We start from the raw sequence: 20,553 nt of genomic DNA on the forward strand, positions 1-20,553 counted from the left end.
CCAAATGGCTAGAGAGCCAGCCCCATTCGGAAGAACACACGCGTTCCGGGATCTTCCGCATTGTCCGGCCGTTGCCACGGGGTTGCGGTGAGCACCTGAAAGTTGACGCGTTCGGCAACCATGCCACTGACGCCGATCCCGGCCGATCCGAGAGCGTCACGGGAATAGTCGGCGGCCTCATTTTCATTCCAGACAACGCCATAATCCGCGAATGCGGTAAGCGTCAGACCGGGAAGCGCGGACCAGCCGGTTTCGAAGTCGTGACTGACCTGCAGGGCCGATGCCACGCCGCTGTCTCCGGAGATACTGCCACCATCGAATGCCCAGCCATAGGGATCGCCGCCGAGTGCGAAACGGACCGCGCCGGGCAGTGGTGTCGAGGAATACTGGCCGGTGGTTTGAAGTTTGATCCGTGCAAGGGAGCCGAGGCTGTGCGTGATGTCGAAATCGAAACGGCCGAAACGGTAATTGTCGGGCACGCCTTGCTGTTCGTCATCATGATTGAGGCTCTGTCCGAACTCGGCGCCTGCTGAAATCGAAGTCGGTCCCAGGTCCCGGTCATATTTCAGGGACATTGTCAGCCAGCGGGTCTGTTCGCGGCTCGCACGCATGCCCATCACATCGATGCGGTCATTGCGCAGATTGACCTCCATTTTACCGTAGAGGCTCGCATTGATGGTGCGCAGGAACGGATATTGGAGATGCGCGGAACCGATGACGGTCTGGATATCGATGTCCTGTGGTTTCAGGTCTCCTCCGGGCTTCTGGGTTATGTATGTGACGTCATAACCGGCGGACAATCCATGAAAGCCGATCGGAATGCTTTGCGCAGCCTGGAGAAGCACCATCTCCTGCGGAGCGTCGGGAATGGTGACGCCGACGAGGCTTGTGGTCTCGAAAAGGCCGAATATGTCGTTGATGGCCACATGTCCGGAAAGTTCAAGCGGTCCGACTTCGTCCGAGCCGAGATTGTCGACACCGACCCCGGCGTTGTAGCGATTGAAATCGACGGTGAGCTTGAGCGTGCCGCCACCCGTTGCCGCCTCCGGCCGCACGAGCGTGCCCTCGATCTGCAAACCGCCCAGATCGCTCATCAGCAGGAGGATGCGTTCCGCTTCCTTGATCCGGATGGGGCGCATCGAGGTCATCCGCTCGATATAGGGCGCGAGACGTTCATGGATGCGCGGGATGGAGCTGGTGATCTCGACCGTCTCGATATAGCCCTCGTATACCCGGATGGTGATCTCGCCTGTGGCGAAGTTCTGAACCGGGACAACGGCCTTGGAGAAAAATCCGGCCTTCAGATACGCCTGCTCCACCGCGTCGGCGAACCTGTAGACATCGGCAAGGCTGATGTCGTTTCCGATCTGGTCGTTCCAGATCGCGGTCAGCGGGCCCGTAGGGATGGAATGGACGCCGTCCACCTGTATCGAACGCAGCCTGAAGCGGACATCCTGTGCCTTGCCGTCAGGAATGCGCTTGCGCTGATCCTCAACCCTGATGTCAATCTCTCCCGGTCGTGCGGGCGGGGTGAAGCGCTCGATGATGACCGACTGCCCGGCGACCGCCCGTTCTATCTGCTCAATCGTCTGGGCCGATGCGGGCGTCAAGGAGACGGCGGTGGCGAGGACCGGCCAGAACAGCAATGCTGCAGACCGAAGCTTCAATGCCGGGAGAGATAGGACGGAGGATGTCCTTGTTACGGTCACGGAACGGGCGGGCGCACTCGCTTGGTGTTTCACGGACAGCTCCGACTCTATTGCTCAGTTTTCGGGAGGGCAGTGCCACCAAGAAGGGGCGCGACGGCGTTGAAGATCCGCATGGCGGGAAGGGAACACGAGATGCCTTTCGGATTTGAGGGCAGAACGTCCGCACTGCCGCAATCGCCCGAGGGAATGTCGCTGTTGGTCTGTATGACCACTGTCGTGTCGGTTTGCGTATTGTAGTAAACGACCGTGGTGTATCCGGGCACTTCCCCGGTATGTCCGACCCATTCTCCTGTGCAACGCAGGGCGAGACCATACGCTTCCGGTCCCTGGAAGGAGCGCAGCCGCTCTTCCTGCGAAGCCGCTTTCAGAAGCCCCTGACCGGTTCCAAGAGCCCGGCCATAGGTCAGCAGATCGTCGATGTCGGAAATGATCTCGCCGGCAGCCCAGAGCGATGCCGGGTTCCAGTTCGTGGCGTTGAGCGGGGCCTCGGGCGTCGCCGCATAGCTTTGCAGGGTGATTCCATGGGCATAAGGAGAGGGGATCTCGGTCTGTTTGCCAGGCCAGAAGGTATTTTCAAGATCAAGCGGTTCGAAGATCATCGTACGCAGCGCGGTCTCGACGGGCTGACCGGTAACCTTCTCGATGACCATTCCCAGCAGAATCGTGTTGGTGTTGGAGTAGTCGTATTGCGAACCGGGTTCGAAGATTGGTGAAATCTCGACGGCATATTGCACCAGAGTCTCCGGGGGAAATGCGACGCCCGGCTCCGTAAGGTATAGCTCCACAAACTTCTCCGAAGCCGTGTAACTTGCGATGCCGCTCGTCATGTTCGCCAGATGGCGGAGCGTGATTTTCTCGCCGTTCGGAATTCCGGGGACATATTCGGCAATCGTGTCATCCAGTGACAGCCGGCCGTCTTCAGCGAGTTTCAGAATGATGGTGCCCGTAAAGGTCTTGGTGACCGAACCGATGCGCGTATGCATGCCCGGCTCCATCGGGGCGCCCGTCTCGGGATCTGCGATGCCGAAACCCTTCTTCCAGGCGCCTTCCGGTGTGCGAACGCCGACAATGACGCCTGGCGCGGCAGACTGAGGCAGCGCTGCTGTCACCGCAGCGTCGAGCTTTGACGCGATTTCCTCGGAAAGAGCTTGCGTATTCGCCGCGTCAGAGGCCGGCGCCGACAGGGCGCGTTCGACATTGTGCACGCATGTCTGGGCAGCAGAGGCGGCTTCCATGCTGCCTGCAGTCATCAGCAGGAGCGCCAACAGGAACAGGGTTCGCCGCTTTGGACGAGCGGGGGAGACGGATGCAGACAATTGATGTGCTCCTTGGACGACTTTGCGGACACCGGGAAACGCGAAAGGGCGAGGCCAGTCGTTCCTGGCGAATCCCTTGGCAAATTTGTCTAGTCAAATCGAGAGAGCAAACAAAGTCGGAAACGGTGCAAATTTGGTATAAGTAATTTGTCAGTCAATAGGAATTGAAGTAAGGGCGATGCCCTTCGCTTCGCTCGAACATCGGAATTTGCATCTCTGTGCCGAAAGTTGAACTGGATATTGCTCGCGGAGAACTGGTTCGGGACGGCGTGCCGGTGCGTCTGCGTCCCAAGACCCTGGCCGTACTGGTTGAACTTCATGAGAGAGCCGGAGAGGTCGTCAGCCAGAGCGAACTCAGGAATGCCGTCTGGGGGCAGCGGTACGGCCGCGAGACGGGGCCGAAACAGTGCATTCGCGAATTGAGACGCCTTCTCGGTGACAGCGCCGAGACGTCGGAGTTTATCGAAACGGTCGGCAGGCAGGGGTACCGTCTCGCCGGCAGGATCCGCCTGCTCAATTCCGGACTGGGGGAGGCGCCCAGGGGGCCCCTTTGCGTCGGGCGGACGACAGAACTGGAGAGACTTGCGGAAAGTGCGGCCTCCGCGCGCGGTGGAAAGCGGCCTGTCATGCTTGTTGCCGGAGAAACGGGTGCGGGCAAGTCAACGCTTGTGGACGCCTTTGTCGCCGCGCTGCCCCGTGCCGCGCCAACATGGTCGGTTCAGGGACAGTGCATTCCCCATCCGGGGGCTAGGGAACCCTACGGTCCGCTGGTCGAAGTCGTCGCCCAGCTCATCCAGGGGCCTGAAGAGGGGCTGGTCCGGCAGGTGCTGGCGGATGTTGCACCTTCCTTTGGATATCTCCTTCCTCAGCCACGACCAAACAAGGCGCCGGCATCATTGTCTGCGGATCTTGCTGAAGCGACGCCTGACACCATGCTTCGGGAATTCACGGCTTTCCTTGAGCAGTTTTCGCAACGACATCCCGGCGTGATCGTGCTGGAGGATCTGCATTGGGCAGACCAGAGCACTCTGGCATGGCTTCTGTCCTGGGCCCGGCGCCGCGGTCCGGGCAGGGTATTGGTCGTGGGGACCTACCGCTTCGATGAGATGGACAGGTCCGGTGATCTGGAAGCGACGCTACACTATCTCAAGCGCACGGAAGGCTTCTCCATGATGACATTGGGCGGGCTGGATCAGCCGGCCGTGGGCGAATATCTGGATCGGCGCTTCCCCGGAAGCAGGTTGCCGAAGGGGCTCGACGCCGAACTGGCGCGCAGAACCGAAGGTCACGCGATTCTGGTCGATGCGGTTGTGGAGCAATGGCTCAGCAAAGGGGTCGTGAAACAGGCCGGCGAACGCTGGAAATTTGACGGATCCGTTGAAGAGCTGCTTTCGGCAATCACTGCGGGCGCCCGGGATTTCATCGACGGCGAAATCGCCAGGTTGAAACCGGACGAGCGCCAGATCCTCGAGGCTGCGAGTGTCGCGGGATTGCGTTTCTCCGCAGCCATGTTGAGTGACAGCCGGCCGGAGCTTGAAAGAATCGAAATGGGGCTGGATCGCCTTGCGGCCGTGAGGCGGTTCATTGAACGCGCAGGGACGGCGACCTGGCCGGACGGAACGCAGGCTACGCGATATGTCTTTCGGCATGTGCTTTATCAGGAGGCGCTGTACGACGCCATTCCTGCGGCCAACCGCCAGGGGCTTCATGAACGGGTCGGCAGCCGTCTGGAACGCGCGTTTGGTCGACAGGCTGTGGATCTGGTTCCCGTTATGGCGGATCATTTCGAGCGCGGCGCCGACCGCCGGCGCGCCGCGATCTATCGCGGGCTGGCAGGTCATTCCGCGCTGAAACGCGGTGCCGTCAGCGATGCGAAGGAACAGTTCCGGCAGGCGCTGGAACTGCATGCCGGATGCCCGCCCGATCTCGAGTTGCGTTCGGCGGAATGCCGGACGCTCCTTGGCCTTGGTGCGGCGCTGATTGTCGGAGAGAGTTTTTCCGCGCCGGAACTGAGAGATGTCTGTGAACGAGCCGCCGCGCTGGCGCGCCAGACGGACGACGCGACATCGATCGTGCCTGCGCTCGCAGGATTGTGGAACCATCATGTTTCCAAGGCCAACCTGGCCGCCGCCAATGAATTGTCGCAAGGGCTGAATGCCCTTGGAGGGAAGGTCCCGCCGCTTTATGAACTGGTCACGCATAATGCGGTCGGTCAGGCAAGTTTCTTCAGTGGCGATCCCGCAGCCTGCCTTCCGCACATCGAAGCGGTGTGCGACGCCTATGATGCGCAACAGTTTGCCGAAGCATCGATCTTGTTCGGAGAGGATCCGGGCATCGTTTGCCGGCAATATGCTGCCTGTGTCCTGCAGATCCTCGATCAGGACGAGATGGCCGAAAAGCATTTTTCCGAAGGCATGCAGTTGGCGATCGCGCATGAACAGCCCTTCGGTCAGGCGCAGATGCTTTGGGCGGGCGCGTTGATTGCCCGCGAGCGCGGCGAACCGGAACGGGTCCTGGAAAGGGCCGTTGCACTGACCGAGATCTGCGAAACCGCCGCCATTCCGTACTGGCTTCCTTACGGCAGGATGCTTGCCGGCTGGGCGAATGTCGCACTCGGCGACCCGGCCGGGCTAAGGTTGCTGCGTGAAGGTCTGGACGACTATGTGGCCATGGACGTCAAGTTGACTCGCCCCTTCGGGCTGGCGCTCTTTGCCGAAACCGCGGGCCGTTGCGGCGACCCTGGCGAAGGCCTTTCGGCACTGGGGGCGGCGCTGCATCTGACAAGGCAGACAGGAGAACGCTGGTACGAGCCGGAGATCTGCCGATTGTGGGCTTCTCTTTCGCTGCAGACCGGTCGACCGAAAAATGCCCCCCTGGCCTTGAGGCGCGCAATCGCCCTGGCCCGGAAACAGAAAGCCACGATTTTCGAAAGACGTGCGCTCCGGGACCTGGAGCGGCTGAATGCCACGTCGAACAGCTGACCCTGCAGCGCGGCAAGGTTTCTGGCCTGCGGAAAGCAGACACGGAAAAACTCCCGGACGCACCTCCGCATGCGGTCCGGCGGAGGAGCACCCAACGACAGTTCCAGACATTGGAGACGTGAGGGCGGGCTATGGCAGGTGACAGGAAGAGGGAAAGTCTGAAGCGTTGAAACCCGATAGAAGCTGTTCTTCTATCATCACGCTTGAAAGGTGGTGATGGCTCCCCAGGCCGGACTCGAACCAGCGACCCAGCGATTAACAGTCGCTTGCTCTACCAACTGAGCTACTGGGGATCACCACGTACGGGCTCGGCCAAGGCCTGTCCCGTCGATGGAGATGCGTATATCAAAGGCGTGATCCCTTTGCCAAGCCCCCGGCGATGTTTTTTTCATCCCACCCTCACTTTTTTATCCGGCATGTGGAAAACGGTATATTTTTCATACCGCTAAGCATCTTGAACAGGGCGGGAAACCGGTGGGTTCCGAAACCGGGAAACGCCGCCGGTTCGGCGAGAAAAACGCCGGGAAGTCTGTCGCCTGCTTGTTTCCGGCTCAATATGTGGCTAGGAAGGCTGTGACGGTTCCGGAAAGGGCTTTGCCCGATCCGGATGAAACGGGAATCCGGTACGGGTCAATCGGCCACAATCCGGAGCTGCCCCCGCAACTGTGAGCGGTGAGCGTCTGCACGATGACCACTGGCCGGATCGGCCGGGAAGGGGTGCGGGGCGCGGTGAGCCGCAAGCCAGGAGACCGGCCGTCATCGAAGCAACCCAGTGGCGCTGTCGGGCGGACGGCGGGGAGACTGTATGACGCAAGCAGACAGCCCGGGGGCCACGCTCGTTCTCGGCGGCGCCCGCTCCGGAAAAAGCCGGTTCGCGGAAGACCTGGCGGAAAACTCCGGCCTTGAGAAAATCTATGTCGCGACGGCGGCCGCCCTCGATTCGGAGATGGCGGACCGGATCTCCGTTCACCGCAGTCGTCGCGGATCGGGCTGGATCACCCTTGAGGAACAGCTTGACCTGAAGGGCGTTCTTGCACGGGAATGCCGGCCGGGCAGGGTTGTCCTGGTGGACTGCCTGACCCTGTGGCTTTCCAATCTGATCTTCGCCGAAAAACACGTAAGCTCCGAAACTGCGAGCCTTTGTCAGGCTGTCGCCGCCCTTCAGGGGCCGTGCATCTTCGTGTCGAACGAGGTCGGCTTGGGCATCGTGCCGGAGAACGGTCTTTCCAGGTCGTTCCGTGACGCGCAGGGACGGCTCAATCAGGATATGGCGCAGGTCTGCCGGCAGGTGGTGTTCGTCGCCGCCAGCCTGCCCACGCTTTTGAAACCCAACCTTCAACCGGAAATACGATTATGACCACTTCGTCCATGCAGCCGGGCCGCAAGATCCCCGCAACCATCGTCACCGGGTTCCTGGGGGCGGGCAAGACAACGCTGATCCGCAATCTGCTGCAGAATGCCGACGGACGGCGCATCGCGCTGATCGTCAATGAATTCGGCGACATGGGTTTCGACGGTTCGCTGGTGAACGGCTGTGCCGATCCGGACTGCGCCGCCGAGGAAGTGGTGGAACTCACCAACGGCTGCATCTGCTGCACGGTGGCCGACGATTTCCTGCCGACCATGGAAATGCTGCTGTCCCGAGACACGCCGCCCGAGCATATCGTCATCGAAACCTCCGGCCTGGCGCTGCCGCAGCCTTTGGTCAGGGCCTTCTCCTGGCCGAGCGTCCGGCAGAAGGTCACCGTCGATGGTGTGGTAACGGTGCTCGATGCGGCTGCGCTCGCCGAAGGCCGGATCGTGCTCGACGAGGCGGCACTGGAGGCCCAGCGCACCTCCGATGAAGCCCTCGATCATGAAAGCCCGGTAGAAGAACTTTTTCACGACCAGCTGCGCTGCGCCGATCTGGTTGTTCTCAACAAGGCGGATCTGGTGTCGGCCGGGGCATTGAAGTCCGTGCAGGACAGTATCGCCGCGGAGGTGCGTCCGGCGGTTCATATCGTTGCCTCGGAAAAGGGTACCTTGCCGATCGAGGTGCTGCTTGGCCGCGGTTCCGCCGCCGAGGACGACATGGCCTCCCGGCACGAGCATCACCACCACCATCATGACGACGACCATGATCACGATGACGACCATCACCATGACGAGCAGGATGATCATCATCACGACCACCACCATCATGATGATTTCGAAAGCCACGTTCTGGAAGTGGGCACTTTCGACTCTATCAAGACCGCGGAAGCCAGGGTGCTGGAGGCAATGGCGCTCAAAGGTGTGCTGCGGATCAAGGGGGCGGTTCGGATCGAGGGCAAGGCGGCGCCGGCCATGGTGCAGGCGGTCGGCCCGCGTGTGGAAACCTGGTTTGCCGCCGGGGCGGAAAGTGCCGGCAAGCTTGTGGTGATCGGCCTCAAGGGCATGGATCTGGACGCCGCGCGTACGCTTCTCGGCGGCCTGAAAGCGGCGGCCTGAGCGATGAATTTCTCTGCCGCCAGACAGGCCGCCTTCATGGAACGCGTGACGCCCTAGATGCATATTCTCGCCAGTCAGACGCGCCGTATCGATGACGGCGGTGACGCGGTCGATCTCGGCCAGTCACCGGCCGACATTCTGTTTCTGTCCGCGGCAGATACCGAACTGGGCAGCTTTGCTGTCGCCCATGCGGGGTTGGGCGACAGCCGGGCCGGTCTGCGCCTCGCGAATCTGATGGCCCTTGCGCATCCCTATTCGGTCGATCTTTACGCCGAACAGACGGTGCGCGGCTCGAAACTGGTGATCCTGCGTATTCTGGGCGGTGTGGAATACTGGCGTTACGGTCTGGAACGCTTCGAGGAGGAAGCCCGCGCGAGTGGCGTCGAGCTGATCGTCATTCCCGGCGACGACAAATGGGATGAGGACCTGACAGGACGGTCGACACGTCCGGTGGAAGAGGTGCATCGGTTCTGGCGCTATTGTGTTGAGGGCGGTGCTGAAAACTATGCCAATGCCCTGCGCTTCGCCGCGTTCCTGCTGGGGCAGGCCGAGGAGCCTGCCCATCCCGTTCCCCTGCCGCGCGCCGGCATTCATCTGCCCGGCCATGCAGCACCGGATCTTGCCGCGTTGAAGGCCACCTGGCGCGACCCGGCGCGACCCGTGGCGGCAATCACCTTCTATCGGGCTCTGGTGCAGGGCGCGCAGACGGCACCCGTCGATGCGCTGGTAAGGGAACTCGACCGGGCCGGCATCAATGCGCTTCCGGTCTTCGTCTCCAGCCTCAAGGAAGCTGAATCCGTCGCCGTTCTGGAAAGTCTGTTTGAGGGCGCAGCACCGGATGTGATTCTGAACGGTACCGCATTCGCGGTTTCCAGGGCTGGAGTCGCCCATAAGCCGACGCCGCTGGACCGGCCCGGAAAGCCGGTGCTTCAGGTGGTGTTTTCCTCTTCCTCCCGGGAGGGCTGGGAGGAGAGCGACCAGGGCCTATCGATCCGCGACCTTGCCATGCATGTGGTCCTGCCGGAAATCGACGGGCGTCTCCTGACGCGCGCCGTCTCCTTCAAGGAAGAAGGTGGTGTCGATGCGGCGACCCAGTCGAAACCGGTGAAATTCACACCGGTTCCGGACCGGGTGCGCTTTGTTGCTGATCTGGCCGCAGGCTGGGCGCGCCTGGGACATCTGCGGACCGGTGACAGGAAAACGGCCCTGATTCTCGCCAACTATCCGAACCGGGATGGCCGCCTTGCCAACGGGGTCGGGCTGGACACGCCCGCATCCTGCGTGTCGCTCCTGAGAGCGATGGCGGCCGCCGGCTACGATGTCGGCAACGCCCCGCAGTCTTCCGCCGCGCTCATGGACGTTCTGACGTCTGGAGTGACCAATGCGACGGAGGGCCGCGAAACCAGGGGCGGCTATCAGGCTCTTTCCCTGGAGGCTTACGGACAGGCCTTCGCGAGGTTGCCGGAGAACGTCAAATCGGCGGTTCTGGAGCGTTGGGGCGCTCCGGAGGACGACCCTCATGTGTCCGGCGGGGATTTCCGCCTGGCACTGCACCGCTTCGGCAGCCAGGTGGTCGGCATTCAGCCGGCGCGCGGCTACAATATCGACCCGAAGGAAACCTATCACGACCCGGCTCTGGTGCCGCCGCATCACTATTTCGCCTTCTATATCTGGCTGCGGGAACGGTTCGGCGTCCATGCGGTTGTTCATCTGGGCAAGCACGGCAATCTGGAGTGGCTGCCGGGCAAGGCTCTGGCCCTGTCCGAATCCTGTTTTCCCGAAGCGGTCCTCGGACCGGTTCCCAATATCTATCCGTTCATCGTCAACGATCCGGGCGAAGGCGCGCAGGCGAAACGGCGCACGTCCGCCGTCATCGTCGATCATCTGACACCGCCGCTTACCCGTGCCGAAAGCCATGGCGCGGCGGAGGAGCTGGAGACCCTGTTGGACGAATATTACCTGGCAAGCGGTGTCGATCCGCGCCGCCTGAAGGCGCTGACGCGGGAAATACTCGATGCGGCGGTCCGGCACGGGCTCGACAAGGACATCGGCCTTGACGACGCGATGGATGAGGAAACCCGGCTCGCCCGGCTGGACGCCCATCTATGCGACCTGAAGGAGCTGCAGATCCGTGACGGGCTGCATATTCTCGGGGAAAGCCCGCAAGGTGACCTCCTGACGGATCTCCTGGCCGCGCTGGTGCGCGTGCCCAGGGGCAGGGACGCGTCGCAGGAAAGCCTTCAGCGGGCGATCGCCGCCGATCTCGACCTTGGGGCCTTCGATCCTCTCGATTGCGACTTTTCGCAGCACTGGGCGGGGCCGAAACCGGAAATTCTGCAGAGCATGTCCGATGTCCCCTGGCGCTCCAGCGGCGACACGGTGGAACGAATCGAATTGCTTGCACGGGGACTGATCGCAGGCGAGCAGATCGCACCGGCCGCGTGGCAACGGGTTCACGCCGTCCTGACGGAGATTGCCGAGCGCCTGCGTCCGGCGGTGACGGCATCGGGACAGGCGGAGACCGGTGCGGTCCTGACCGCTCTCGGCGGCGGTTTCGTCGCACCGGGGCCATCCGGGGCCCCCACGCGCGGCCGGCCGGACGTGCTGCCGACCGGCCGGAATTTCTATTCCGTGGATGTGCGCGCGGTTCCGACCGAAACCGCCTGGCGGCTCGGCCGGCAATCGGCGACCCTCGTTGCCGAGCGGTATTTCCAGGAAGAAGGCGACTGGCCCACGTCTCTGGTACTCACGTGCTGGGGCACGGCCAACATGCGCACCGGCGGTGATGATATCGCCCAGGCCCTGGCTCTCATTGGCGCGCGTCCGGTCTGGGAGCAGGGGTCGGGCCGGGTGACCGGGTTCGAGATCCTGAAGCTTTCCGAGCTCGGGAGGCCACGCATAGATGTCACCCTGCGGGTGTCCGGCTTCTTCCGCGACGCCTTTCCGCACCAGATGGATCTCTTCGACAGCGCCGTACGCGCTGTCGGAGCGCTGGAAGAGCCCGCAACGGCCAACCCGGTGGCTGCGCGCATGAAGGCTGATGCGAGGGCGCTGGAGGACAGTGGAGCAACCGCGCAGGAAGCCCGGGAGAAAGCCGGATACAGGGTCTTCGGTTCCAGACCGGGGGCCTATGGTGCCGGGTTGCAGGCGCTCATCGACGAAGGGATCTGGTCGGAACGGGGGGACTTTGCCGAAGCCTTCCTCACCTGGGGCGGCTATGCCTATGGCGGAGGCGGAAACGGTGCTCCCGCAAGGGCTGCGCTGGAAACCCGCCTGACATCGGTCGACGCGGTGCTGCACAATCAGGACAACCGCGAGCACGACCTGCTTGACAGCGACGACTACTACCAGTTCGAAGGCGGCCTGGCGGCGACGGTGGAAACGCTGAAGGGGGAAGCCCCGAAGGTCTATCACAACGACCATTCGCGTCCGGAACGCCCGGTGGTGCGCTCGCTGTCGGAGGAAATCGGCCGTGTGGTGCGCGGCCGTGCCGCCAATCCCAAATGGATCCGGGGCGTCATGCGCCACGGCTACAAGGGCGCCTTCGAGATGGTGGCAACACTGGACTATCTCTTCGCCTTTGCCGCCACCACGCGGGCTGTGGGCGACCATCATTTCGACCAGCTCTATGATGCCTATCTGGACGACGGGACCGTTCGCGATTTCCTGAAGGAGGCCAATCCGGCCGGGCTGAAGGAAATGCTGGCAAGATTTCAAGAAGCAATCGAGCGCGGCCTCTGGACGCCGAGGCGCAATTCGACCCATGCTGCGCTCGACGAGCTGAAAACAACACTGGAAGGGACCGAAACGCCGTGACCGCCGATAACGACAAGCCGGAACTGTCCGACGAGGAACTGAACGCCCGCCATGCGGAAAAGATGCGCAAGAAGAAAGCCGCGCGCGACAAGATCATGGCCACCAAGACCATCGAGAAGGGCTTGCTGATTGTCCATACCGGCAAGGGAAAGGGCAAATCGACAGCAGGCTTCGGCATGGTGTTCCGGTCACTCGGTCATGGCCACAAGGTGGGCGTGGTCCAGTTCGTCAAGGGCCGTATCGAGACCGGTGAGCGCATGGCGCTCGAACGGTTTTCCGATCTGGTGACCGTCAAGCGCATGGGGGAGGGGTTCACGTGGGAAACCCAGGACCGTCAGCGCGATATCGACGCGGCCAATCAGGCCTGGGATGCGGCCAAGGAAATGATCACCTCGGGGGACTACCGTCTGGTCCTTTGCGATGAACTCAACATCGTTCTTCGCTACGACTATCTGGATATTGCCGAGGTCGTCGATTTTCTGGAAAACGAGAAGCCCGAGGGCGTGCATGTGGTCATCACCGGCCGCAACGCCAAGGATGAGCTGATCGAGATCGCCGATCTCGTCACCGACATGACCCAGGTCAAGCACCCTTTCCGGTCCGGGGTGAAACCACAGGAAGGCATCGAGTTTTAACAGCGGAAACCGATACATGCCGTTCACGATCACCGCCGCCAACAGCGCGGATTCTCATGAAATCGCGGCGGTGCTTCGCCGGTCTATCCTGGAACTGTGCACTGCCGACCACGGCAACGATCCTGAGAAATACGAGCCCTGGCTCAGGAACAAGACGGCGGCCAATATTGAAAACTGGATACATGGCCAGGGCGGTGTTTTCACTGCCGTGGACCCGCACCGCAAGGTGCTGGGCGTGGCCATGGGAGCCCCGGACGGGGAAGTGCTTTTGAACTATGTGCTGCCCGAAGTCCGCGGCATGGGAATCAGCAAGATGCTGATGCGGGCCCTGGAGGACTACTTCCGTGACCGCGGGCTCGACAGGGTTCGTCTTGCAAGTACGAAAACGGCCCGCAGGTTTTACCTTTCCATCGGCTATGCCGAGGCGGGTGAGACCCACACCGGAAGGGGAATGACCTTTCCGGTATTCGAAAAGGTGTTGGGGGATGATGGCAAGGCTTTTTGAGACCGGACGGCGCACGGCAACGCCGGATCACGCGGAGCTTGTCCGCCGCTTTGAGCTTTACCGAACCCTGATCGAATTCATGGCGGCGCTCGCGTTCATTGTCGGCAGCGTGTTTTTTTTCTACGAACGCCTGATCTATGCCGGAACTTGGCTGTTTCTGATCGGCTCGGTGTTCTTTGCCGTTCGCCCCGGCATCCGCCTGCTGCTGGAACTTCGTCTGGCCAATCTGCCGGTGCCGGAGGAATTCCGCCCCTACGGCGCCGGCCCTGAGAAAAATGCTCGCCGTGACGGGTGACAGGGTGAAAACGCCCGCCATCATGATCCAGGGCACCGGCTCCAATGTGGGCAAGAGCCTTATCGTGGCCGGTCTTTGCCGTCTGTTCGCGGATCGCGGGCTCGTCGTGCATCCGTTCAAGCCCCAGAACATGTCCAACAACGCGGCGGTGACCTGGGACGGCGGGGAGATCGGCCGGGCACAGGCGTTGCAGGCGCAGGGCTGCCGCGTGCGGCCGTCGGTGCACATGAATCCGGTGCTTCTCAAGCCGGAAACGGACACAGGCGCCCAGGTCATCGTGCAGGGGAAACGGTATGGAACCATGCGCGCGCGGGAATACGGAAAGCAGAAAGAAGCGCTTCTCCCGAAGGTTATGGAGAGTTTTTCAATCGTATCCTCAAAAGCGGATCTGGTGATCGTCGAAGGGGCGGGAAGTCCGGCGGAAATCAATCTGCGCGCCGGTGACATTGCCAACATGGGGTTCGCGGAAGCGGCGGACCTCCCGGTTCTCCTGTGCGCGGATATCGACAGGGGCGGGGTGATCGCTTCCGTTGTCGGTACCCATGCGGTTCTTGATCCGCAGGAACAGCTCCGTATCCGGGGCTTTCTCATCAACCGGTTTCGCGGCGATCCCGGGCTCTTTGACCAGGGCATGCATGAAATCGAGGCGCGAACCGGATGGCAGGGGCTGGGCGTCGTTCCCTGGTTCGCCGACGCGGCCAGGCTGCCGGCCGAAGATGCGCTGGGTCTGGCCGATGGTTTCGGTGGGGACGGGGTGAAGATTGTCGTCCCGGTGACATCCAGAATAGCCAATTTCGACGATCTGGATCCCTTGCGCCTGGAACCCGGTGTTGTCCTGGAGCTGATTCGGCCCGGTGAGCCCCTGCCGGGCGACGCGGATATCGTGCTGCTGCCCGGCTCGAAGTCGACCGTTGGCGACCTCGCGTTCTTCCGCGCCCAGGGGTGGGACATCGATCTGAAGGCCCATCAACGGCGCGGCGGGCACATTCTCGGTATCTGCGGTGGCTATCAGATGCTCGGCGGCACGATTTCCGACCCGGACGGTATGGAAGGGCCTTCCGGCACAGTCGAAGGCCTCGGGTTTCTGGACGTGGAGACCGTCCTGACGCGCGAGAAGTCCACGGTCGCGGCAACGGGCACCCATGTTGCCAGCGGCGCCCCGGTTTCGGGATACGAAATCCATATCGGCAACACGACAGGGCCGGACTGCGAAAATCCCATGATGCGGCTGGACGGAGACCGTGCGGACGGTGCCGTGTCACCCGATGGTCTCGTTTCGGGAACCTATGTCCACGGTCTCTTCACCAACGACGCGTTCCGCGCGGCCTATCTGCGGACTTTTGGAGCAAGTACCGGTCTTGCCTACGATCGAAGCATCGACCGGATTCTGGATGATCTGGCGGCCCATCTGGAGCAGTCGCTCGATGTGGAAAAGGTGCTGGAGATCGCCCGGGATCGATAGGCATGTGCGTGTCAGGACGCCGACAGCGCCGCAAGCAGGGCCACGACCACGGTTTGCAGAGCGAACGCTCCGGTCATCACCGTCAGGGCCCTGGAGATATCGGCCGCAGAGGCGTCTTTGCGTCCGGAGGCGTTGAGAAAGCGGTCGTTGACTGTATATCCCGGATAGACACGCGGACCGGCGAGTGACAGGTTCAGTGCCCCGGCCATTGCCGCTTCCGGCCAGCCGGCATTGGGAGAGCGGTGTTTTCCGGCGTCGTCCAGGGTGCAGCGGATGCTTTTGCGGATGGAACCGCGTGCAAGCGGTGCCGCAAGCGCGATGAACAGGGCGGAAAGCCGTGCGGCAGGCAGATTGATCAGGTCGTCGAACCGCGCCGAGGCCCAGCCGAAATCGGCATACACCTCGTTCCTGTGGCCAATCATGCTGTCTGCGGTGTTGACCGCCTTGTAGGCGATCAGGCCCGGCAGGCCGAGCACGGCGAACCAGAAAACGGGTGCGACCACGCCATCGGAGAAATTTTCCGCGCAGGATTCGATGGCTGCCCGGGAAACGCCAGCCTCGTCAAGCTGGTCGGGATCCCGTCCGACGATCATCGCAACGGCTTTCCGTCCGCCTTCCAGTCCGCCGTCCTTGAGCCCGTCGCGCACAGCCGCGACATGCCGGTAGAGGCTGTTGAGCGCGATGAAGACGGCGGCAATGACGGCGGTCAGGATTTCGCCGAGCGGCAGGCTGGCCGCGAGTGCCTGGAGACCGGCGCCGATCAGGAGACTGCCCGCCACAAGCAAAACCAGGGTAAGGATGCCACCGAGTTTGCGCAGGACGGGAGCGTGGGCGGTCCTGTTGAAATGCCTGTCGAAGACGGCAATCACCTTGCCGATTCCCACGACCGGATGCGGCAGGCGCCTCCACAGCCAGCCCGGATCGCCGATCACCGCATCGAGCAGCAGCGCAGCCAGCAGCACCCACAGTGCATTGTCGAAGAACAGCATGATTTCTGGTTAGAGTTCTTTTTGCGCCTCGGCAAGCGCTTCCGACAGCTGCGCGAGTTTCGCCTGCCCGCCGGGAAGGCCGAACCGGATCCATGTCGGCGCATAGTCGAAGATTCGTGTCCAGATTCGGCGGCGGGCAAGGGCCTCGTGCAGGGCCCGTGCATTCCTCAGCCCGGCCAGTGCGTAAAGCGGCGTTCCGCCAAAAACGCTCAGACCGCCTTCGGAAAGCGCCAGGGTGAGATCGGCCATTTCGTCCGCGAGCCGGCGGTTCATCCGTTCGCGAAAGGCGTCGTCCCGCAGCGCCGTGGCACCGACTTCCAGTGCCGGGCCGCTCAGGCTCCAGCTTTCCAGCTTGGCGGAAAGCTGGTCGGTGACCGCTTTCGGGCCGGCGAGAAAGCCGATCCGCAGGCCGGCGAGACCGAAGAACTTGCCGAAGGACCTGAGCACCAGAACGTTCTCCTGGGCGAGATGCGGCAGGACACTGGAGCCGGGAACGACGTCGGCGAAGGCCTCGTCGACCACCAGATAGCCGCCACGCGCCGACAGGGTGCGGGCGATGTCGAGCAGGCTCCTGACATCGACCAGCCGTCCGTCCGGATTGTTCGGATTGACAAGAACCACGATCTTGGCATGGGCCGGAACGGCGTGGATGCTGGAAATCTCGACCGGTGACCGGCCTTCCCGCGTCCAGACCGCCGCGTGGCTGGAATAGGTGGGCGAGACGAGGGCGACGGGACCATCCGGCAGGACCGAAGGCAGCAAGGAAAGCAGGATCTGCGTGCCCGGCCCGGCCGCAAGGCCTGAATGCTCCGGCACCCGGTAGGCATGACGGGCCGCGGAGCTCAGACGTTCCTCAGCGGCCTTGGCAGGCAGGGCCGTCCACGCGTCGGAGGAAATGTCCTTCGGCAGCGGATAGCTGTAGGGGTTGATTCCGGTCGACAGATCCATCCAGTCTTCCCGCGTGCCGCCAAAGCGTTCGATCGCCAGCGACAGGTCCCCGCCATGCTCCATGAAAACGTCCTTTCGTGGCCAGAAGAGGCCCCCGTGATGCTCTTTTCTGGAGGCTTAGCCGATTTGGCAGGCAAGGTCACCGGCGGAAACGACACCGTCTTGTCAGATCTGCCGATTGACGGGTCAGGGCGGGAAAAGCAAAAAGAACAAAAGTGGAACAAATGAATATGACCCGAGTGGAGCGTGCAAGATGACCGCAAGCCGCAGCAGCAGATCGCTGAATGACCTTGACCGGGAAGAACTGCTTGGCGCACTGGGTGGGGCCAGGCTGTCGCTCGTGTCGGCGAAACGCGCCATGCGGCCGAAGTCCGGACTGTCGCGGTCTGTCGACGCGCTTATATCCGAAATCGACGAGTTCGCGCTTCTTCTGACTGGGGCAGAGGACTATTTCCACCTCAAGGCGCATGGAACGCCCGCGCGGAAATCCTGATCTCCCGGCCTTCGGACGACTGTCCGGTCTGGCGACTTTCCGCCTGCGGGGCATGAAGGGGAGGAGACCGGAACGTGGATGTACCGCAGCCTCCGGCTCAAGACGAGCGTATGCCGTAGCGTGGTCGTAATGCGGATTTCAGGGAAAGGCATGCAGCGATATGGAGGCCCCGACCGGAATCGAACCGGTGTACACGGATTTGCAATCCGCTGCGTCACCACTCCGCCACAGGGCCCCAAGGTGGTGTGCCGCGCCTTATCAATCACTTGCGCGATTTGGTCAAGTCCTGAATTGGTAGCATTGCGGATTTCCACCGCTGCAAGGCGTGATTGCTGAATCCCGGTTCACAGGCCGTGAAATCCGGGAGGAATCCGGACCCTTCCGGCAAACAGATGCAGGAGATGCTTGTCAGGCAGCCTTTGCCTCGTTAATGAACGGTTCTCAAGAGGCGCCGGAAGTCCGGCAAGTCAAAGTGAGGGCCGATATGACGGACTTTAAACAGTCCCGCCGCAAGATGGTGGACAACCAGCTGCGCACAAACGATGTGACCGATCACCGGATCCTTGATGCCATGGAACTGATCCCGCGGGAGAGGTTCGTGCCGGCCTCGAAAAAGGTCATCGCCTATATCGACGAGGACCTCCCGATCGGCAGCGACGATACCGGCAGGGTGCTGATGAAGCCGCATATTTTCGCAAAGCTCGTGCAGCTTGCGGAAATCCGGGCGGATGACGTCGTGCTGGTGGTCGGAGCCGGTACGGGCTACAGCGCAGCGGTCGTCTCGAAACTCGCAGCCTCCGTTGTCGCCCTGGAGGAAAATCCGGACCTTGCCAAAACCGCAACCGAGGTGCTTGTCGATCTGGGAATCGAAAACGCCGTGGTGGTGGAAGGACCGCTGGTGAAAGGTTACGCCAGCGAAGGGCCTTACGACGTGATTCTGGTGGATGGTGCCGTTGAGGTTCTGCCTGCGACCCTGACGGAGCAGCTGAAGCCGGATGGACGCCTTGCGGTTATCGAGGGCCGTGGCGGCGCCGGAGCTGCGAAACTCTACCAGAAATCGGGCAGCGCGGTCAGCAGCCGCTTCGGCTTCAATGCTTCGGTGAGTCTTCTGCCGGGATTCGCAAAAGCTGAGGAATTCGTTTTCTGAGGCAAAGGCGCATCGGAATGAATTCACGCTGCAGAACCAGCCACGCGGCGATGCATGAAACGGCGGCAGAAATGCCGCTGCCTGCGCGTAAATGCGGCAGTCTTCCGGCAGTGGCCGGAAACTTGTTGCCCAGATGTCGCACTTGCGGATTTTCCGATTTTATCCGGTTCAGATGGTTGAAGAAAAACACTCATCAGTTTACTCAACTTGTTCAAGAGGGTTGGTCCGGAAGGAGTGTGGAGTGTCTGGTCGTTCAACTTTGAAAGCAGTGGCCGTTGCGTTGGGCTTTCTGGGTGGCGTTTCTGCCGGCGCATTGACAGGGGGGGCCCTGTCGACTGCTCAAGCTGAGACCATTGCTGAGTCCCTGGCGCTCGCCTATGCCAACAACCCGACCCTGAATGCCGCTCGCGCCCAGCTGCGCAGCGTTGATGAAGGTGTTCCGCAGGCGTTGGCAGGTTGGCGACCGACGATAACGGCTTCCGGCTCGGCCGGACGCGTAGCCGTCGATACGGGCAGTCGCAGCAGCACCTACTATACCAACAACGCCTCCATATCGCTGTCGATCAGCCAGACGCTTTTCAATGGCTTCCAGACTGTCAATTCCACACGGCAGGCGGAAGCATTGGTGCAGGCACAGCGCGAAGGCCTGATGGCCACGGAACAGGACACGCTCCTCGACGCTGCCAGTGCCTATGTCGATGTGATCCGGGACAGCGCGCTTGTTTCGCTCCAGCGCAGCGATCTCAAGTTCCTGCAGGAGCAGGTGCGCGCCGCTCGCGACCGCTTCGATGTGGGCGAGGGAACCCGGACCGATGTCAGCCAGGCCGAGGCCCGTGCGGCCGAGGCCCGTGCCAATCTGAACACCGCACTTGCAAATCTCAATACCAGCCGTGCCATTTACCGGCAGGTCGTGGGAATCGAGGCCAGAAAGCTTTCCGCCGATACGTCGATCAGCCGCTACGTGCCGAAATCTCTGGAAGAGGCGCTTCAGATCAGCGAGGCTCAACAGCCTCTGATCCGTCAGGCCCAGCATCTGGTCGATGCCGCTCTGTTCAACGTGAAGCAGAACGAAGGTGAACTGCTGCCGCAGGTCACTCTGGATGGCAGCGTGTCCCGGGACTGGAATCCGTCTTCGAGCACGGCCATCAGCGACAGCGCCCAGATTTTCGGTAATGTCAGCATCCCGCTCTATCAGGCCGGCAGTGTTTCATCGCAGGTTCGGCAGGCCAAGGAAGATCTCGGCCAGACGCGGTTGCAGCTGGATGTCACACGCGATCAAATTCGGGCAAACGTCATTTCGGCCTGGGGAAACTACCAGGCGGCGGAAGCGTCCATCGTTGCAGCACAGGCCGCTGTCGAGGCACAGCAACTGGCCTTGGAAGGCGTGATCGAGGAACAGCGGGTCGGACAACGGACGACCCTGGACGTTCTTGATGCGCAGCGGGAACTGGTTACCCAGCAGGCCAATCTGGTGACCGCGCAGCGAAATCGCATCATCGGTGGCTACCAGCTTGTGGCAGCGATCGGGCACCTTGATGCCGGCTCCCTCGGGCTGAATGTCGCGCGCTACGATCCGGCCAAACACTACAAGGCGGTGCGGGACAAGTGGTTCGGCCTGCGGACACCCGACGGCCGGTAAGATCACGGTAACCTCTGTACTTCACGATGGCAGTCGCAGATCGATGATCTGCGGCTGCTTTTTTGCCTTGCCGGTCCGAATATCGGTAAATTCGCTCATGTTGACGTAAAACGACAAACAGGGCACCACTGCAAACCAGTATTTTCCGA

At 61.9% G+C, this 20,553-nt stretch carries 16 protein-coding genes, 2 tRNA genes and 1 riboswitch; of the genes, 12 read left to right on the top strand and 6 right to left on the bottom strand.

Annotation, left to right across the window (positions count from 1 at the left end; translation table 11 throughout):
- Window positions 1-8 precede the first annotated feature (8 nt).
- Window positions 9-1,646 (bottom strand): ShlB/FhaC/HecB family hemolysin secretion/activation protein, encoded by a 1,638-nt coding sequence (locus DCO57_RS02295; protein ID WP_133192616.1) that lies wholly within the window; start codon window positions 1,644-1,646, stop codon window positions 9-11.
- 110 nt (window positions 1,647-1,756) lie between these two features.
- On the bottom strand, window positions 1,757-2,959 hold the full coding sequence (locus tag DCO57_RS02300) for a serine hydrolase domain-containing protein (RefSeq protein WP_205756053.1): 1,203 nt from the start codon (window positions 2,957-2,959) through the stop codon (window positions 1,757-1,759).
- A 284-nt stretch (window positions 2,960-3,243) separates the two neighbouring features.
- Here DCO57_RS02300 and DCO57_RS02305 point away from each other — a divergent pair, with 284 nt between their 5' ends.
- Window positions 3,244-6,006 carry an AAA family ATPase gene (locus tag DCO57_RS02305; protein ID WP_116697201.1) on the top strand — a complete coding sequence of 921 codons (2,763 nt, stop codon included), beginning with the start codon at window positions 3,244-3,246 and terminating at the stop codon, window positions 6,004-6,006.
- Window positions 6,007-6,223: 217 nt separating this feature from the next.
- Here DCO57_RS02305 and DCO57_RS02310 read toward each other — a convergent pair.
- Window positions 6,224-6,299 (bottom strand) — tRNA-Asn (locus DCO57_RS02310).
- Between the two features lie 267 nt (window positions 6,300-6,566).
- Window positions 6,567-6,779, top strand: a riboswitch (cobalamin riboswitch).
- 32 nt (window positions 6,780-6,811) lie between these two features.
- Between DCO57_RS02310 and cobU the strand changes: the two genes are divergently transcribed.
- The 7 genes from cobU to DCO57_RS02345 are packed head-to-tail and all read left to right on the top strand — an operon-like array spanning window position 6,812 to window position 15,188.
- On the top strand, window positions 6,812-7,363 hold the full coding sequence (cobU, locus tag DCO57_RS02315; RefSeq protein WP_116697202.1) for a bifunctional adenosylcobinamide kinase/adenosylcobinamide-phosphate guanylyltransferase: 552 nt from the start codon (window positions 6,812-6,814) through the stop codon (window positions 7,361-7,363).
- Window positions 7,360-8,475: a cobalamin biosynthesis protein CobW gene (cobW, locus tag DCO57_RS02320; RefSeq protein WP_116697203.1), complete on the top strand. Its 1,116-nt coding sequence runs from the start codon at window positions 7,360-7,362 to the stop codon at window positions 8,473-8,475. Before cobU ends, cobW begins: the two co-directional genes overlap by 4 nt.
- Before the next feature lie 57 nt (window positions 8,476-8,532).
- Window positions 8,533-12,291, top strand: coding sequence for a cobaltochelatase subunit CobN (gene cobN / locus DCO57_RS02325; protein WP_116697204.1), 3,759 nt, complete (start codon window positions 8,533-8,535; stop codon window positions 12,289-12,291).
- Window positions 12,288-12,926, top strand: coding sequence for a cob(I)yrinic acid a,c-diamide adenosyltransferase (gene cobO / locus DCO57_RS02330; protein WP_116697205.1), 639 nt, complete (start codon window positions 12,288-12,290; stop codon window positions 12,924-12,926). Before cobN ends, cobO begins: the two co-directional genes overlap by 4 nt.
- Window positions 12,927-12,942: 16 nt before the next feature.
- Entirely contained in the window at window positions 12,943-13,431 is a 489-nt protein-coding gene (locus DCO57_RS02335; RefSeq protein ID WP_116697206.1) for a GNAT family N-acetyltransferase, read from the top strand.
- Window positions 13,415-13,726: a YrhK family protein gene (locus DCO57_RS02340; protein ID WP_116697207.1), complete on the top strand. Its 312-nt coding sequence runs from the start codon at window positions 13,415-13,417 to the stop codon at window positions 13,724-13,726. The genes DCO57_RS02335 and DCO57_RS02340 overlap by 17 nt, the downstream gene beginning before the upstream one ends.
- Window positions 13,707-15,188, top strand: coding sequence for a cobyric acid synthase (locus DCO57_RS02345; protein ID WP_116697208.1), 1,482 nt, complete (start codon window positions 13,707-13,709; stop codon window positions 15,186-15,188). Before DCO57_RS02340 ends, DCO57_RS02345 begins: the two co-directional genes overlap by 20 nt.
- 11 nt (window positions 15,189-15,199) lie before the next feature.
- Here the strand turns inward: DCO57_RS02345 and cbiB are convergent, their stop codons facing one another.
- Window positions 15,200-16,177, bottom strand: a complete 978-nt coding sequence (cbiB, locus tag DCO57_RS02350; protein ID WP_116697209.1) for an adenosylcobinamide-phosphate synthase CbiB — start codon at window positions 16,175-16,177, stop codon at window positions 15,200-15,202.
- A 9-nt stretch (window positions 16,178-16,186) separates the two neighbouring features.
- On the bottom strand, window positions 16,187-17,188 hold the full coding sequence (gene cobD / locus DCO57_RS02355; RefSeq protein WP_116697210.1) for a threonine-phosphate decarboxylase CobD: 1,002 nt from the start codon (window positions 17,186-17,188) through the stop codon (window positions 16,187-16,189).
- Between cobD and DCO57_RS23450 the strand changes: the two genes are divergently transcribed.
- Window positions 17,180-17,353, top strand: a complete 174-nt coding sequence (locus DCO57_RS23450) for a hypothetical protein (RefSeq protein WP_165814606.1) — start codon at window positions 17,180-17,182, stop codon at window positions 17,351-17,353. The two genes, cobD and DCO57_RS23450, sit on opposite strands and share 9 nt — an antisense overlap.
- Window positions 17,354-17,378: 25 nt before the next feature.
- Complete coding sequence (locus DCO57_RS02360; protein WP_116697211.1) at window positions 17,379-17,618, top strand: hypothetical protein; 240 nt, start codon at window positions 17,379-17,381, stop codon at window positions 17,616-17,618.
- A 161-nt stretch (window positions 17,619-17,779) separates the two neighbouring features.
- Here DCO57_RS02360 and DCO57_RS02365 read toward each other — a convergent pair.
- Window positions 17,780-17,853: transfer RNA gene (locus DCO57_RS02365), tRNA-Cys, on the bottom strand.
- 249 nt (window positions 17,854-18,102) lie between these two features.
- Between DCO57_RS02365 and DCO57_RS02370 the strand changes: the two genes are divergently transcribed.
- Both DCO57_RS02370 and DCO57_RS02375 read left to right on the top strand, forming a co-directional pair.
- Window positions 18,103-18,765 carry a protein-L-isoaspartate O-methyltransferase gene (locus tag DCO57_RS02370; protein WP_116697360.1) on the top strand — a complete coding sequence of 221 codons (663 nt, stop codon included), beginning with the start codon at window positions 18,103-18,105 and terminating at the stop codon, window positions 18,763-18,765.
- A 241-nt stretch (window positions 18,766-19,006) separates the two neighbouring features.
- Window positions 19,007-20,404 carry a TolC family outer membrane protein gene (locus DCO57_RS02375; RefSeq protein WP_244287857.1) on the top strand — a complete coding sequence of 466 codons (1,398 nt, stop codon included), beginning with the start codon at window positions 19,007-19,009 and terminating at the stop codon, window positions 20,402-20,404.
- Window positions 20,405-20,553 lie beyond the last annotated feature (149 nt).

Source organism: Labrenzia sp. 011, assembly GCF_003075075.1.
GTDB lineage: Bacteria > Pseudomonadota > Alphaproteobacteria > Rhizobiales > Stappiaceae > Roseibium.